14 protein-coding genes are annotated in these 14,118 nt (G+C 67.9%); 11 read left to right on the top strand and 3 right to left on the bottom strand.

Features of this window, described 5'->3' with window-relative positions; genetic code table 11:
• The first annotated feature begins 133 nt into the window (after nucleotides 1–133).
• Complete coding sequence (locus tag EA796_RS01225) at nucleotides 134–913, top strand: TatD family hydrolase (protein ID WP_122107222.1); 780 nt, start codon at nucleotides 134–136, stop codon at nucleotides 911–913.
• 369 nt (nucleotides 914–1,282) lie between these two features.
• On the opposite strand, the gene EA796_RS01220 is transcribed toward EA796_RS01225, so the two are convergent.
• The gene (locus EA796_RS01220; RefSeq protein ID WP_122107221.1) at nucleotides 1,283–2,416 is read right to left on the bottom strand and encodes an aminotransferase class V-fold PLP-dependent enzyme; all 1,134 of its coding nucleotides are present in this window, start codon (nucleotides 2,414–2,416) and stop codon (nucleotides 1,283–1,285) included.
• Nucleotides 2,417–2,491: 75 nt separating this feature from the next.
• On the opposite strand from EA796_RS01220, the gene EA796_RS01215 reads away from it, so the two are divergent.
• The 8 genes from EA796_RS01215 (at nucleotide 2,492) to EA796_RS01180 (ending at nucleotide 9,867) form a co-directional block, all read left to right on the top strand.
• Complete coding sequence (locus EA796_RS01215; protein ID WP_021445429.1) at nucleotides 2,492–3,112, top strand: TetR/AcrR family transcriptional regulator; 621 nt, start codon at nucleotides 2,492–2,494, stop codon at nucleotides 3,110–3,112.
• 151 nt (nucleotides 3,113–3,263) lie between these two features.
• Nucleotides 3,264–4,232 (top strand): GTP 3',8-cyclase MoaA, encoded by a 969-nt coding sequence (locus EA796_RS01210; protein WP_021445428.1) that lies wholly within the window; start codon nucleotides 3,264–3,266, stop codon nucleotides 4,230–4,232.
• A 303-nt stretch (nucleotides 4,233–4,535) separates the two neighbouring features.
• Nucleotides 4,536–5,429 (top strand): radical SAM protein, encoded by an 894-nt coding sequence (locus EA796_RS01205; RefSeq protein ID WP_122107220.1) that lies wholly within the window; start codon nucleotides 4,536–4,538, stop codon nucleotides 5,427–5,429.
• Between the two features lie 298 nt (nucleotides 5,430–5,727).
• Nucleotides 5,728–6,330 (top strand): DUF4823 domain-containing protein, encoded by a 603-nt coding sequence (locus EA796_RS01200; RefSeq protein WP_122107219.1) that lies wholly within the window; start codon nucleotides 5,728–5,730, stop codon nucleotides 6,328–6,330.
• Nucleotides 6,331–6,505: 175 nt separating this feature from the next.
• Entirely contained in the window at nucleotides 6,506–7,075 is a 570-nt protein-coding gene (locus EA796_RS01195) for a DUF1285 domain-containing protein (protein ID WP_021445425.1), read from the top strand.
• Nucleotides 7,076–7,093: 18 nt separating this feature from the next.
• Nucleotides 7,094–7,624 carry a GNAT family N-acetyltransferase gene (locus tag EA796_RS01190; RefSeq protein WP_122107218.1) on the top strand — a complete coding sequence of 177 codons (531 nt, stop codon included), beginning with the start codon at nucleotides 7,094–7,096 and terminating at the stop codon, nucleotides 7,622–7,624.
• The gene (locus EA796_RS01185) at nucleotides 7,621–7,944 is read left to right on the top strand and encodes a low molecular weight protein tyrosine phosphatase family protein (protein WP_122107217.1); all 324 of its coding nucleotides are present in this window, start codon (nucleotides 7,621–7,623) and stop codon (nucleotides 7,942–7,944) included. Before EA796_RS01190 ends, EA796_RS01185 begins: the two co-directional genes overlap by 4 nt.
• Nucleotides 7,945–8,103: 159 nt before the next feature.
• Complete coding sequence (locus tag EA796_RS01180) at nucleotides 8,104–9,867, top strand: diguanylate cyclase (protein WP_122107216.1); 1,764 nt, start codon at nucleotides 8,104–8,106, stop codon at nucleotides 9,865–9,867.
• 18 nt (nucleotides 9,868–9,885) lie between these two features.
• Here the strand turns inward: EA796_RS01180 and EA796_RS01175 are convergent, their stop codons facing one another.
• The gene (locus tag EA796_RS01175) at nucleotides 9,886–11,088 is read right to left on the bottom strand and encodes an NAD(P)/FAD-dependent oxidoreductase (RefSeq protein ID WP_122107215.1); all 1,203 of its coding nucleotides are present in this window, start codon (nucleotides 11,086–11,088) and stop codon (nucleotides 9,886–9,888) included.
• Nucleotides 11,089–11,177: 89 nt separating this feature from the next.
• Between EA796_RS01175 and EA796_RS01170 the strand changes: the two genes are divergently transcribed.
• Entirely contained in the window at nucleotides 11,178–12,158 is a 981-nt protein-coding gene (locus EA796_RS01170; RefSeq protein ID WP_122107214.1) for a GlxA family transcriptional regulator, read from the top strand.
• A 19-nt stretch (nucleotides 12,159–12,177) separates the two neighbouring features.
• Here EA796_RS01170 and EA796_RS01165 read toward each other — a convergent pair whose 3' ends face one another.
• Nucleotides 12,178–13,098, bottom strand: a complete 921-nt coding sequence (locus EA796_RS01165; protein ID WP_122107213.1) for a LysR family transcriptional regulator — start codon at nucleotides 13,096–13,098, stop codon at nucleotides 12,178–12,180.
• A gap of 137 nt (nucleotides 13,099–13,235) precedes the next feature.
• Here EA796_RS01165 and EA796_RS01160 point away from each other — a divergent pair, with 137 nt between their 5' ends.
• Entirely contained in the window at nucleotides 13,236–13,643 is a 408-nt protein-coding gene (locus EA796_RS01160; RefSeq protein WP_122107212.1) for a RidA family protein, read from the top strand.
• Nucleotides 13,644–14,118: the final 475 nt, after the last annotated feature.

The following is a 14,118-nucleotide window of genomic DNA, read 5'->3' as shown; positions in this document are numbered from 1 at the left end:
GTCGATGTCTGGATGATGGGTATCGGCGCTACGCTGCTCAACCCATCCTGCGCTCCCAAGCCCCTTCCACGCGCCCAGCCTTCCGCCGCTTTCGATTACAATTCGGGCCTTTCCCTTGCCCGAGTTCCCCGCTGTGCTGATCGACTCCCATTGCCACCTCGACCGTCTCGACCTGGCCGCCCACGGCGGTTCGCTGGATGCTGCCCTGGATGCGGCGCGCGCGGCGGGCGTCGGGCATTTCCTGTGCATCGGCGTCAGCGCCGACAACGCCGCCACGGTCAAGGGGCTGGCCGAGCGCTATGCCGATGTCGACTGCTCGGTGGGCGTGCATCCGCTGGATCTGGAGCCGGGCGCCGCGCCGGCACTGGACTGGCTGCTGGCCGAGTTGGCCCATCCCAAGGTGGTGGCCATCGGCGAAACCGGCCTGGACTACCACTACGAACCCGAATCCGCCGCGCTGCAGCAGGCCTCCTTCCGCCTGCACCTGGAGGCGGCGCGCATCACCGGCAAGCCGGTGATAGTGCATACCCGCGAAGCCCGCGCCGACACCCTGGCGCTGCTGCGCGAGGCGGCACTGCCGCAGGCCGGGGTGCTGCACTGCTTCACCGAGGACTGGGAGATGGCCAAGGCGGCGCTGGATATCGGCTTCTATATCTCGCTGTCCGGCATCGTCACCTTCCGCAATGCCGAGGCGCTGCGCGAGGTGGCGCGTCAGGTGCCGGCCGACCGCCTGCTGGTGGAGACCGACTCGCCCTACCTGGCGCCGGTGCCGCATCGCGGCAAGCCCAACCTGCCGCAATACGTGCGCGAGGTGGCCGAATACCTGGCCGTGCTGCGCGGCGTGAGCTTCGAGGTCCTGGCCGAGCAGACCTCGGCCAACTTCAAGCGCCTGTTCCCGCTGGCCGGCGTGTAACCCGGAGGCAATCCGCGGCTGCAGGATTCCCGGATTGCACCCGGACCAGGCGTGCGCGGAGCCGCCCGGCGGCGTAGCGCGTCAGCCGCGAAGGCCGATAACGGCTTCGCGGCTGAGGCCGCTGCCACGCTTATGAATCAGGGTGAATTTTCATCGGCCAAAAAAAACCCGGGTTCTGGGGGATGAATCCGGGTCAAGACCATTAGGAGTAAATCAAGGTACGCGGTCCACGGTACCTTGGCTGGCGGGGCACTTGGGGGGAGATGCCGCGCACCAGTAATCTCCAGTATTGGCCAGGATTGCCGCGCGTCCAGGCGAAATCGTGCGTTTTTTAAACAGATTTGGAATACCGCGGCGGCTGCTGAGTTCTCAGCCTCTTGCCAGCTGGCCTAGCAGCCCCAGGGTTTCCTCGATCACCTGGGCGCTGGTGTAGAAATGCGGCGAAAAGCGCACGCCTGGCCCGCGTTGTGCGCAGATCACCCCGGCGTCGCGCAGGCGCTGGTGCAGCGCCTGGTTGTCGTGTCCGGCCAGGCTGAAGGTGAGGATGCCGGCGCGCCGTTCGACCTCGACCGGGCTGTGCAGCGTCGCACCGGGCAGGGCCTGGATGCCGTCGAGCAGCCACTGCACGCGTTCGGCGAGCAGTGCGCCGACCCGCTGCATGCCGACCTCTTCCAGCAGCGACAGGCTGGCCTCCAGGGCGAAGGCGCCGAGCATGTTCGGGCTGCCGCACTCGAAGCGCCGCGCGCTGCGCGCCGGCTGCCAGTCCTGGCGGTTGTAGTCGCCGGCGTGTTCCAGCATGTGCCAGCCGTATTCGTGCAGCTTGAGTTGATCGCGCAGCTCGCTGCGGGAATAGAACAGCCCCAGGCCCTCCGGCCCCAGCAGCCACTTGTGGCCGTCGGCCATGGCGAAGTCGCAGGCGCAGGCCTGCACGTCGAAGGGCAGGGCGCCGAGTTGCTGGATGGCGTCCACGCAAAACAGCACGCCGCGCGCGCGACAGCCCTGGCCGAGGCGCGGCAGGTCCAGGCGCAGGCCGCTGGCATACTGCACCGCGCTGATCGACAGCAGTCGGGTTCGCGGCCCGATGGCCTGGAGCAGGGCGGCCTCGGCATCGACGCCGCGCAGGCTGACCTCGATCACCTCCACTCCCAGCGGCGCCAGGGCCAGCCAGACCACGCGGTTGGAGGGGAATTCCTCGTCGCTGATGATCACCTGGTCGCCCGGGCGCCAGTCGAGGCCGAAGGCGACGAAGGACAGGGCCTCGGAGGTGTTCTTGACCAGTGCGATATCGCCGGTGCTCGGTGCATTCAGCAGACGCGCCGATCGTTCGCGTAGGCTACGCTCCAGTTTCAGCCAGTCTGGATAATCACGCGCGCCGCTGCTCACGTTCGCTTCGGCGAAGCGCCGAACCGCGTCGGCACTGCGTTTCGGCCAGGGCGCCACCGCCGCGTGGTTCAGATAACGCAGTCCACTTTCTTGGGGAAACTCATCGTGAAACACGTACATGGTCGGATGATCCGTGCAATTTGGCCACATTTAGGCATAATACGCGGCTTCGATTTTTGACCCCACAGTCCCTTTATGCAGAAAGAACCCCGTAAGGTCCGCGAATTCCGTCGCCGCGAGCAGGAGATTCTCGACACAGCGCTGAAACTCTTCCTCGAACAGGGCGAAGACAGCGTCACCGTCGAGATGATCGCCGATGCGGTCGGTATCGGCAAAGGCACCATTTACAAGCACTTCAAGTCCAAGGCGGAGATCTATCTGCGCCTGATGCTCGACTACGAGCGCGATCTCAACGCCCTGCTGCATTCGGCCGACGTGGATCGCGACAAGGAAGCGCTGTCGCGTGCCTACTTCGAGTTCCGCATGCGCGACCCGCAGCGCTATCGCCTGTTCGACCGCCTGGAAGAGAAGGTGGTCAAGGGCAACCAGGTGCCGGAGATGGTCGAGCAGCTGCACAAGATCCGCGCCTCCAACTTCGAGCGCCTGACCCAGCTGATCAAGGGTCGCATCGCCGAAGGCAAGCTGGAAGACGTGCCGCCGTACTTCCACTACTGCGCCGCCTGGGCGCTGGTGCATGGCGCCGTGGCGCTGTACCACTCGCCGTTCTGGAGTAACGTGCTGGAGGATCAGGAAGGCTTCTTCCAGTTCCTCATGGATATCGGCGTGCGCATGGGCAACAAGCGCAAGCGCGACTAACCCTTCCCCGCCGCGACCCCGGTCGCGGCCGATGTCCGGGGCGACCACTGTCCATAGTGAACGCGACTCGGCTCATTCAGCCGCTGGATGAACCATGTGCCGCGGCCGGTTACGGCGATATACTCCGGCTTATCCCCCCTCGGAGTCCGCCATGATCGTTGACCGTCAGGGCAGGCGCTTTCGCAACCTGCGCATCAGCTTGACCGCCGCCTGCAACTACGCCTGCACCTACTGCGTGCCGGACGGCAAGCGCCTGGTGGCGGCGCAGGACGAACTCTCCGCCGACGCCATGGCCCGCGGCGTCGCCTACCTGATCGAAGCCGCCGGCATCGAACGCCTGCGCATCACTGGCGGCGAGCCGCTGGTCAGTCCGCGCCTGGAACCCTTCCTGCGCCAGGTCAGCCAGCTCGGCCTCGACGACATCAGCCTGACCAGCAACGGCCAGCTGCTCGAACGCAAGCTGCCGCTGCTGCTGGAATGCGGCATTCGCCGCCTGAACATTTCCCTGGATACCCTCGACGCCGAGGCCTTCGCCCGCATCGCCCGTGGCGGCGACCTGGCCACCGTGCTGGCCGGCCTGGAGGCGGCGCGCGCCGCCGGGATGAAGATCAAGCTCAACATGGTGCCGCTGCGCGGGCAGAACCTCGACCAGGTGCTGCCGCTGCTGGATTACTGCCTGGAGCGCGGCTTCGAGCTGCGTTTCATCGAGCTGATGCGCATGGGCCACCTGGCCCGCGACCCCAATGCCTTCAACCAGCAGTTCGTCGGCCTGCCCGAGCTGCTGGAACTGATCGGCAGCCGTCACGATTACGTCCAGGCCGACGCCCCGGTCGATGCCACCGCGCTGCGCTACGCCATCCCCGGTGCCGGCCATTTTGGCGTGATCGCCAACGAGAGCGTGCCGTTCTGCCGCACCTGCTCGCGCCTGCGCCTGTCGTCGACCGGCTGGCTGCACGGCTGCCTGTCGTCGAGCAACCGCCACTACGTCGGCGACCTGCTGGACAAGCCGCGCCACCAGGCCCTGCCGGCGCTGCAGCGGCTGCTGGTCAAGGCCCTCGGCGACAAGCAGGAGTTGGCCTTCTCCGGCGGCGTGACGGTGATGAAGATCATCGGCGGCTGACCCTCGCGGCTTGGCAGGCCGGCCTGGGCGGCGCTGCGCTTTGCCCGGGTCTGGCATCGCTGGTGGGCTGAAGCCCACCCTACCAGTAGGGCCCGCATTTCAATTGAGCATTCGACTGACACCCGTCGCATTGTAGGGTGGGCCGGGCGGCGATCCGCTTCAGCCCACCTTGACCAGGGCGTCGCATGGGCGCTTCCTCAGCGTGTCGACCTTCTGCCTCCGATTCAGGAGGGGGAGTGGCTCGGCAGTCACGACTGCACTGGTTACACTGGCGCAGCCTCAGTCAACCAAGCACGGTCGAATATGTCCGCTAGTTTCCCCATCGCCTATATCGAGCCGGTGTTCCGCCCGCCCAGCGAGGCCCACTCGCTGATTCTGCCGGTGACCAACGGTTGCTCCTGGAACCAGTGCAGCTTCTGCGAGATGTACACGGCGCCGCAGAAGAAATTCCGTGCCCGCGACGAGGCCGAGGTGCTCGAGGAGATTCGCCGCGCCGGCGCGCAGCTGATCGTCAACCGGGTGTTCCTCGCCGACGGCGATGCCCTGGTGCTGCCGACGCGGCGCCTGCTCAATATTCTCGAAGCGATCCGCAGCCATATGCCCGAAGTGCGCCGGGTATCCAGCTACTGCCTGCCGCGCAACCTGCGCAAGAAGTCGGTGGCCGAGCTCAAGGAGCTGGCCGACGCCGGGCTGAAGATGGCCTACCTCGGTTGCGAGTCCGGCGACGACGAAGTGCTGGCGCGGGTCAACAAGGGCGAGACCTTTGATTCCAGCCTCAGCGCCCTGGACAAGCTTGGCCAGGCCGGCATCACCCGTTCGGTGATGATCTTGAACGGCCTCGGCGGCCAGACCCTCAGCGCCCAGCACGCGGACAACTCGGCGCGGCTGATGAATGCCGCGCAGCCGGAATACCTCTCCACCCTGGTGGTCAGCTTCCCCCTGGGCGAGGCGCGGTTTCGCGAGCAGTTCACCGATTACCAGCCGCTGACCCAGCTGCAGCTGTTCGGCGAAGTCGAGCGCCTGCTGCAGGGCCTGGAGCTGCAGCAGACGGTATTTCGCAGCGACCACGCCTCCAACTACCTGGTGCTCAAGGGCAATCTCGGCCGCGACAAGGCGCGCCTGCTGGCGCAGGTGCGCGAGGCCATCGAGCGGCCGCAGCAGGCCGGCCTGCGTCAGGAGTGGCAGCGCGGGCTGTAGGGGGGTAGCGGCGCCAACCTCCGAACCCTCGGACACTCCCAGAGTGGCGCGCCGCGTAACCCACCAGGCGGTCTCTCCGCGTTGCGCCAATGGTGGGTTACGTGCGGGGTCATTAGAGTTTCGACATGCGCCTAACCCAGCCTACAGGGGATCGCGGCACATGGATAAGGCTGTGATCAACCGGCAATGCGACGTTGTCGCGATGCTGGGGGCAGCCCTTGGTGGCGAGCCTGGCGCAGAATCTGCATCCCTGCCTTATCCGCCGGTTTTCCGTCGCCGGCACGAGGAGGATCGATTGATGCGTAACCTGCTTCTACTGGTGGCGCTGCTGGGCCTGGCCGGCTGCATGAAGGTCAGCGACCTGGCCAGCGGCGCCGGCTATCACCTGCGCGACGCCGGTTTTCTCGACCACGGCCGCACCGAGCGCATGGCCTCGCGGCGCCTGCAGCAGGATTCCTTCATCTATATCGCCCAGGGCCATTTCGTGCCGCCGGGTCACGGTTACCCGCGGCCCAACGTGGTGGCCGAGGAGGCCTTCAACGGCTTCGTCGAATACTTCCCGCTGGTCCGCCGCGCGCGCGAGCCGCGCGGGCTGGAGGAGGCCATGGCCGAGGCGCGTGCCGCCGGCGCCCACTACCTGCTGTACAGCCGCTTCGCTTATAGCGACGACCGCATCGGCACCGTCGAGGAGTGGGAGGATCAGGAAGCGCTGGACCGTCTCGGCACCGACCGCGCGACCATCCAGCTGATGCTGATCGAAACCAACACCCGCTACCTGGTGGACACCGCACGCATCCGCAGCCGCGGTGGCTTTCTGACCTTCTACGACGCCCAGCCGCAGGACCTGATCGGCCCGCCGCTGCACGACTACGCGCGCAGCCTGCTGGGCGTGGCGCGCTGACAGAGCGTCGCTGGCGCTCTGTGGGAGGGGCTTTAGCCGCGACGGGTATCCGCCGCTTGTTGTCGCGGCTACGACTGCATGGATGCAGGAGGTAGTGCGAAGCAGGACGCCAGAGCCGAAAGCCCCTCCCACGGTGTATCCTCTTCGGTTCGCAGCAATGTGGACGAGCAAAACCATGAGCGATCCAGGCAAGGCCGGCGACCTGCTGGCGCAGATTCCCAAGGGCGAGGGCAAGGGCCTGCCGCCGGTGCACCTGTGGAACCCCGACTTCTGCGGCGATATCGACATGCGCATCGCCCGCGACGGCACCTGGTATTACCTGGGCACGCCGATTGGCCGCAAACCCATGGTGCGGCTGTTCTCCACCATCATCCGCCGCGACGGCGACGACTACTTCCTGATCACCCCGGTGGAGAAGGTCGGCATTCGCGTCGACGACGCTCCCTTCGTCGCCGTGACCCTGCAGGTCATCGGTGAGGGCGAGACCCAGCTGCTGCGCTTTACCACCAACGTCGAGGACGAGGTAACGGCCGGCGCCGAACACCCGATCCGCGTCGAGATCGACCCGGCGACGCTCGAGCCTGCGCCCTACCTGCTGGTGCGGCGCAACCTCGAGGCGCTGATCCATCGCAACGTGTTCTACCAACTGGTGGAGCTGGCGGTGGAGCGCGAGATCGACGGCCAGCCCTGGCTCGGCGTGTGGAGCGGCGGGCAGTTCTATCCCATCGGGCCGCAGCCGGCCTGAGCACCTCGAGGGATCACCATGGACGAAGCCCTGCTGGAAACCGCACGCCTGCTGCTGCGCCCGCTGCGTGGCGAGGATGCCGCGCAGGTGGCGCGTCTGGCCGGCGATTTTCGCATCGCCGACGTGACCCGCAGCATTCCCCATCCCTATCCGCCGGAGCTGGCGCAGCGCTGGATCGCGCAGTGCGCGCAGGACTGGGCCACCGGTCGCGCGGCTTGTTTCGCCATGGTCGAGCGTGCCAGCGGCGAGCTGATCGGCAGCATCGCCCTCAAGGACATCGCCCGCGGCGAGGCCGAGGTCGGCTACTGGGTCGGCGTGCCCTACTGGAGCCGCGGCTACGCCAGCGAGGCCTGCCAGGCCCTGGTCGAATTCGCCTTCACCCGCCTGTACCTGCGCCGCTTGCACGCCAGCCACCTGGCGCGCAACCCGCAGTCCGGGCGGGTGCTGTTCAAGGCCGGTTTCCGCCACCTGGGTCTCGGCCACAGCCAGTGCGGCTGCCAGGGCGCGCTGGAGCCGGTTGAGCTGTACGAGCGAGTCGGCGACGCGTGATCCGCGCGCTGTTCATCTGCAGCCGCAACCGCCTGCGCAGCCCGACCGCCGAACAGCTGTTCGGCGCCTGGCCCGGCGTGCAAACCGACTCCGCCGGGCTGGCGGCGGATGCCGAGGTACGCCTGTCGGCCGAGCAGCTCGACTGGGCGACGCTGATCTTCGTGATGGAAAAGGCCCAGCGCAGCAAGCTGCAGCGCCAGTACCGACGCGCCCTGGCCGGCAAGCGGGTGATCTGCCTGGACATTGCCGACGACTACGCCTTTATGCAGGCGCAGCTGCAGGCCTTGCTGCACAGCCGGGTTGGACGCTACCTGCGCTGAGAACCGACGGGCGATGCCCAGTGTCAACGGCGCGGCGAATCCTTTAGGCTCAGCGAACCCCTGCCGGTGGCTTCATATGGCCATCAGGATTAGACGGCGATCTGGATATGGCCTATCAATAGCAGGCGGCGTCCACAGTTCTAGCGAAGCAGAGCCCCTATGCAGTCCCTGTATTCGAACGATGCGCCGGCGAGCGCCAATGACGAGCGATTCGATGGCCTGCTGCGCCTGGCCCGGCGGCATTTCGACGTCATGGCCGCGCTGCTGCTGACCGGTGGCGAAGGGCGACGGCGGGTGCGTGCCTGCGCCGGCCTCAGCGCCGTTCAGCTCGCCCGGGTCGGTCTGCTGGGTAACTGGGCGTGTGCCGACGGGCTGTACCTGGTGGCCGACGCGCAGCGCGACGCCAGCCTGCGCGATCACGACCTGGTGGTGGCCGCTCCCCATCTGCGTTTCCTCGCCGCCTGTCCGATGCGGGCGCCGGGCGGCGACGTGCTCGGCATGCTCTACCTGTTCGACGACCGCCCCCGCGAGCTGGACGCCGCGCAGCAGCAGGCGCTGCTCGAGTTCGCCGGTCTGGCGCTGGAGCTGCTCGGGCGCGACGAGGCGGACGCCCAGCAGCGCCAGGAGATCGCCGCCCTGCGCGACAGCGAGCGGCGCATGGCCCTGGCCATCGCCGGCAGCGGCACCGGCATCTGGGATCGCAACGTCGCCACCGGCGAAATCCACTACTCGAGCGGCTGGAAGGCGCTGCTCGGCTACGCCGACCATGAAGTCGGCAATCGCATCGAGGAGAGCTACACGCGGGTGCACCCGGCGGACCTGGACTACGTCAAGGCGACCATTGCCGCGCACTTGGAGCAGCGCACCGCCGCCTACGAGGTGGAGCACCGCCTGCGCTGCCGCGATGGCCGCTACAAGTGGGTGTGCAGCCGCGGCAAGGTGGTCGAACGCGATGGTGCCGGCAAGCCGCTACGGATGATCGGCACCACCACCGACATCACCGCCATGCGCACGCTGGCCGAGCGGCTGCAGCAGAGCGCCGCGCTGATGACCGACCTGACCAACGAGATTCCCGGCATGGTCTTCCAGTACCGGCGCCAGCCGGACGGCGAGTCGGCCTTTTCCTACGTCAGCGCCGGAGCCGAGGTCATCTGCGGGCTCAGCGCAGAGCAGCTGCTGCGCGACGCGCAGGCGTTGCCGGCGCTGGTGCATCCGGACGATCGGGCGGCCTACCTGGCATCCTTCGAGGCCTCCGCCAGGCAGCTGACGCCCTGGCGCCTGGAATTTCGCCTGCAGCTGCCGGGGCAGGCGCTCGCCTGGCGTCAGGGCGAGGCCTGCCCGCGCCGCCTGGAGGACGGCAGCGTGCTGTGGCACGGCTTCATCACCGATGTCACCGAGCGCAAGCAGATCGAGGCCGAGCTGCAAGCCTTCGCCACCACGGACTTCCTGACCCAGCTGGCCAACCGCCGGCACTTCATGCAGCTGCTCGACGCCGAGCTGGCCCGGCTGCAGCGCAGCCCGGGGCAGTGCGCGACCATCCTGATGTTCGACCTGGATCACTTCAAGGCCATCAACGACCGCTGGGGCCATAGCATCGGCGACCAGGCCCTGCGGCATTTCGCGGCCATCCTCTGTGCCCAGCTGCGCAAGACCGATGCCGCCGGGCGCATGGGCGGCGAAGAGTTCGCCGCGGTACTCAGCGACGCCGATCTGCACCAGGCCAGGCACTTCGCCCAGCGCATCCAGGGCGAACTGGCCAAGACGCCGATCCTGCATGGTGGCGAGCAGATCTTCCTCGCCGTCAGCGTCGGCATCTCAGCGCTGCGCGCCGCCGATGCCAGCGCCGAGGCTGCCCTGTCGCGCAGCGATATCGCCCTGTACTGCGCCAAGCGCGGCGGACGCAACCGCATCGAGTGCCACTGAGCCGCGGCGCGCTGCGGCTCAGGCCACCGGGATCGCCGGGTCGGCGGCGGCCAGGGCGCGGGCGCGGTCGGCCGCCGGCGGGTAGATCCACTGGCTGTTGATCTGCTGCTTGAGCGCCTTGGCCTCGCTGCCCACCAGCTTCACCTGACGCTCCCAGCCTTCGCTGAACACCGCGCCCCAGGCGCCGAGGTCGAGGCAGGTGACGTACTTGGGCTGGCTGTAGCGCGTCGGGGCCACGCCGATCAGCTCGGCGGCCGCGTTGTTGCCGGCGTGGCGGCCCAGGGCGATGGCGTGCTGGCAGGACATCACCGTGAAGTTGCCGAGCTCGTCGGTGGCCGCCCGCGCGGTATCGCCGGCGGCGAAGATCGCCGCCTGGCCCTCGACCTTGAGCCAGGCATCCACCTGCAGCCGGCCCTGGGCGTCGCGCGGCGCGGGAATCTGCGCGGTCAGCTCGCTGGCGCGAAAGCCCACGGTCCAGATCACCGTATTCGCGGCGATGCGCTGGCCGTCGTCCAGGCTCACGCCGTCGGCATCGACTGAGGCCACCGAGCGGCCCAGGCACCACTCGATGCCCAGCTCGCGCGACGCCGCCTCGATCGCCGGACGAATGCCGTCGCCCAGCGCCGCGCCGATCCGCTCGCCGCGGTCGACCACCACCACGCGGATCGCCGCGTCCTCGCCCAGCACGGCGCGCAGCCGCGCGGGCATTTCCGTGGCCGTCTCGATGCCGGTAAAGCCGCCGCCAGCCACCACCACGGTATTGCGCGCCGCCGTCTGCGGGCGCTGCGCCAGGCCCAGCAGGTGCTGCTCCAGGCGCGCCGCCTGCTCGATCTCGTCCACGTCGAACAGGTGCGCGTCCATCCCCGCTTGCGTCGGGCGCAGCAGGCGGCTGCCGGAGGCCAGCACCAGGCGCTGGTAGCCCAGCTCGGCGACGCGGCCGGCGGCGTTGCGGTAGCTGACCTGCTGGCGCTGCGGATCGATGCCCTCGGCGCTGCCCTGGACGAACTCGACGCCCACCGCTGCCAGCAGCGCTGTCAGCGGCGCCTGCATGGTATGCACCTCGGGCTCGTAGAAGCGCGGGCGGATGCGCAGCTGCGGCTGCGGCGCGAGCAGGGTCACGGCGATATCCGTGCGCCCGTGCCGGTCGAGCAGGCGCATGGCGCTCAGTGCGCTCCATACCCCGGCGAAACCGCCACCGACAATCAGAATGCGTTGTTTCATCTGGTACTCCTGGCTTGGGCTCTTGGTGTTTGACGGGCCCATGCTAGGAGAGGAGCATTTCGGCAGAAATGACAGATACCCCGGAAATCATGCCAAACCGTCCGCGTACCATCCTTTTTCTCGCCTATCCGCAAGTCGGGCTGCTCGACCTCACCGGCGCGCAGACCGTGTTCTGGGCCGCCAGCAAGGCCATGCACGCGCGCGGCCTGCCCGGCTACCAGCGCCTGACCGCCAGCCTGCCGGGCGGCCTGGTCGGCAGCGCCGAGGGCCTGGTGGTGCAGACCCAGGCGCTGGCCGAGGTGCCGCTGGCGCAGGTCGACACCCTGATCGTGCCGGGCGCACCGGAAATCGAACGGGCGGTGGCCGAGTCCGCCGAGCTGATCGCCTGGATCGGCGCCAACGCACGGCGGGTACGGCGCACCGCCTCGGTGTGCAGCGGCACCTTCCTGCTGGCCGAGGCGGGCTTACTGGAAGGCAAGCGCGCGGCGACCCACTGGGCTATGTGCGACATGCTCAAGGCGCGCTTTCCGGGCATCGAGGTGGACAGCGACGCAATCTTCGTCGAGCAGGGCGCGCTGTGGACCTCGGCCGGCGTCAGCGCCGGCATCGACCTCGCCCTGGCGCTGGTGGAGGCCGACTGCGGCCGCGAGGTGGCCATGCAGGTGGCGCGGGAGCTGGTGGTGTTCCTCAAGCGCCCCGGCGGTCAGGCCCAGTTCAGCGAGCTGCTGCAGGCCCAGGCGCGCGATACCGCGACCTTCGACGAACTGCACCGCTGGCTCGGCGACAACCTGGACAGTCCGGCACTCGGCATCGAAGCCATGGCCGAGCGCTGCCACATGAGCCCGCGGCATTTCTCCCGGCTGTACAAGCAGAAGACCGGGCGCACCCCGGCCAAGGCGGTGGAGATCTTCCGCCTGGAAGCGGCGCGGCGCCTGCTGGAAGACTCCAGCCGCAATATCGATCAGATCGCCCGGCAGTGCGGCTTCCGCGACGAGGAGCGGATGCGCGCCACCTTCCAGCGCCACCTGGCCATTGCCCCGCGGGACTATCGGCGGCGCTTCTCGCGCTAGGCGCCTGCGCCCTGTTGGCCTAGCGGCGACCCAGCACCGGCGCGTGCTGCGCCATCAGCTCGACCACCCAGTCGATAAATACCCGCAGCTTGGCGCTGACGTGGCGGTTGGGCGGGAAGGCCAGGTACAGCGGCATCGGCTCGAGCCGCCAGTGCTCCAGCAGTGGCACCAGCTCGCCGCGCCGGCGGTGCGCCTTGGCCATGTAGTCCGGCAGCCAGAGGATGCCCAGGCCGGCCAGGCCGGCGGCGAGGTAGGCATTGCCGTCGTCCACTGCCAGCACGTAGCGGCCCTGCACCTTGAGGCTCTCGTCGCCGCACTGCATGGCGTAGGGCAGCGGCTTGCCGGCGCGCGCCCAGAGGAAACCGACGATGCGGTGATGGCTGTCCTCCAGCTCGCGCGGGTGGCTGGGCGTGCCGGCGCGCTGCAGGTAGCTCGGCGCGGCGTACACGCCCAGCTGCAGGTCGCCCACGTGCCGCGCGATCAGCGACTGATCGGCGATCTTGCCGCCGCGCACCACGCAGTCCACCTTGTCGCCGATCAGGTCCACCACGCGGTCGCTCACCCCCATGTCCAGCTGGATGTCGGGGTAGCGCGCATAAAAGTCCGGCAGCGCCGGCACCAGAATCATCCGCGCCAGCGGGCTGGGCACGTCCACCCGCAGGCGCCCCCTGGGCAGGGCCGCGGCGCTGGAGAGGCTGGTTTCGGCGTCGTCCATATCGGCCAGCAGGCGCACCGCGCGCTCGTAGTAGGCGGCGCCGTCGGCGGTGACCGCGACCCGGCGCGTGGTGCGGTTGAGCAGGCGCACGCGCAGCCGTGCCTCCAGCTGCTGCACCAGCTGCGTCACGCTGGTCTTGCTCATGTGCAGCGTCGTCGCCGCCTTGGTGAAGCTGCCGGCCTCCACCACGCGCACGAACGCCTGCATCGCATCGAAACGGTCCATTGCTCTTCTCACTCATGGGGGATTGTTTGGATTCTACAAACAGTCATGACCAGAGTTGCCGGTTTATCCAGCCCGGCGCGCTTCTTACAGTGGCTCCATCTCAAGCAACGGGCCGCAGCGGCCCATGGAGACCCGCAATGACCAGCAAACGCGATGTGGTATTCCCGCCCGACCGCCATGCCCTTTACGAGCTCCACCGCTATTCGCCGGCGATCCGTTCCAACGGCTTCCTGTTCGTCTCCGGCCAGGTCGGCAGCCGCCAGGACGGCTCGCCCGAGCCCGACCTCGAAGCCCAGGTGCGCCTCACCTTCGCCAACCTCAATGCGATCCTGGCCGAGGCGGGATGCAGCTTCGCCGACGTGGTCGACACCACCATCTTCATGCTCGAGCCCGACGCGAAGTTCGAGACCATCTGGGAGGTGGCGGCCGAGTTCTGGGGCCAGGCGCCTTACCCGACAGTGACCGCCATCGGCGTGACCTGGCTGGCCGGCTTCCAGTTCGAGATCAAGGTGATCGCCAAGCTGCCGGAGAATGCGACGGGTTGAGCGGACCGGGATAGTTTGTGCACAGCGCTGATGGGCCTCGCGACGCTTAGCCATCCTGCTTGGAGCGGCTATTCGCGGGCCTTGCTTGTCATATCGCAGTGTTGAGTGGCGGCAGGCTTGCAACCAGCAGTTACCAGCGGCGGCCGGCCGAGCGGAGCCAGACATTCAATGACATGAGTTTCGCGGTATGCCCGCGATGTTGGGCATCTGATTGCTTTGCGTCTGAGCGACGAACAGCCATGCAACGTGGCGGTATGGAGCATATGGAGGGCGCTTTTATCGCTCGGCTGGATTGCACGCTCAGTAGAGTTGGGCTGCTTCAGAGCAATGTGAACCTGTTGGGCTGTTGGGTGGCGCGAGGTTGGACAGGAGCCTCGGAACTCACGCACCGACCCGGGCACCGGGGCCTCGCCACGTGCCTGGGCGAAAGTTGCTCCGCGGCTTTCTTAACTCATGTTCTGACTTGCTGAAATCA

Source organism: Pseudomonas sp. AOB-7 (assembly GCF_003696305.1).
Taxonomy (GTDB): Bacteria; Pseudomonadota; Gammaproteobacteria; order Pseudomonadales; family Pseudomonadaceae; genus Aquipseudomonas.
This window is presented reverse-complemented; position numbering and strand designations above follow the sequence as displayed.

Excerpts from the sequence above, each read along its gene's own strand:
- EA796_RS01220 (WP_122107221.1), bottom strand. The coding sequence starts at position 2,416 with ATGTACGTGTTTCACGATGAGTTTCCCCAAGAAAGTGGACTGCGTTAT.
- EA796_RS01215 (WP_021445429.1), top strand. The coding sequence starts at position 2,492 with ATGCAGAAAGAACCCCGTAAGGTCCGCGAATTCCGTCGCCGCGAGCAG.
- EA796_RS01210 (WP_021445428.1), top strand. The coding sequence starts at position 3,264 with ATGATCGTTGACCGTCAGGGCAGGCGCTTTCGCAACCTGCGCATCAGC.
- EA796_RS01205 (WP_122107220.1), top strand. The coding sequence starts at position 4,536 with ATGTCCGCTAGTTTCCCCATCGCCTATATCGAGCCGGTGTTCCGCCCG.
- EA796_RS01200 (WP_122107219.1), top strand. The coding sequence starts at position 5,728 with ATGCGTAACCTGCTTCTACTGGTGGCGCTGCTGGGCCTGGCCGGCTGC.
- EA796_RS01195 (WP_021445425.1), top strand. The coding sequence starts at position 6,506 with ATGAGCGATCCAGGCAAGGCCGGCGACCTGCTGGCGCAGATTCCCAAG.
- EA796_RS01190 (WP_122107218.1), top strand. The coding sequence starts at position 7,094 with ATGGACGAAGCCCTGCTGGAAACCGCACGCCTGCTGCTGCGCCCGCTG.
- EA796_RS01180 (WP_122107216.1), top strand. The coding sequence starts at position 8,104 with ATGCAGTCCCTGTATTCGAACGATGCGCCGGCGAGCGCCAATGACGAG.
- EA796_RS01175 (WP_122107215.1), bottom strand. The coding sequence starts at position 11,088 with ATGAAACAACGCATTCTGATTGTCGGTGGCGGTTTCGCCGGGGTATGG.
- EA796_RS01170 (WP_122107214.1), top strand. The coding sequence starts at position 11,178 with ATGCCAAACCGTCCGCGTACCATCCTTTTTCTCGCCTATCCGCAAGTC.
- EA796_RS01165 (WP_122107213.1), bottom strand. The coding sequence starts at position 13,098 with ATGGACCGTTTCGATGCGATGCAGGCGTTCGTGCGCGTGGTGGAGGCC.
- EA796_RS01160 (WP_122107212.1), top strand. The coding sequence starts at position 13,236 with ATGACCAGCAAACGCGATGTGGTATTCCCGCCCGACCGCCATGCCCTT.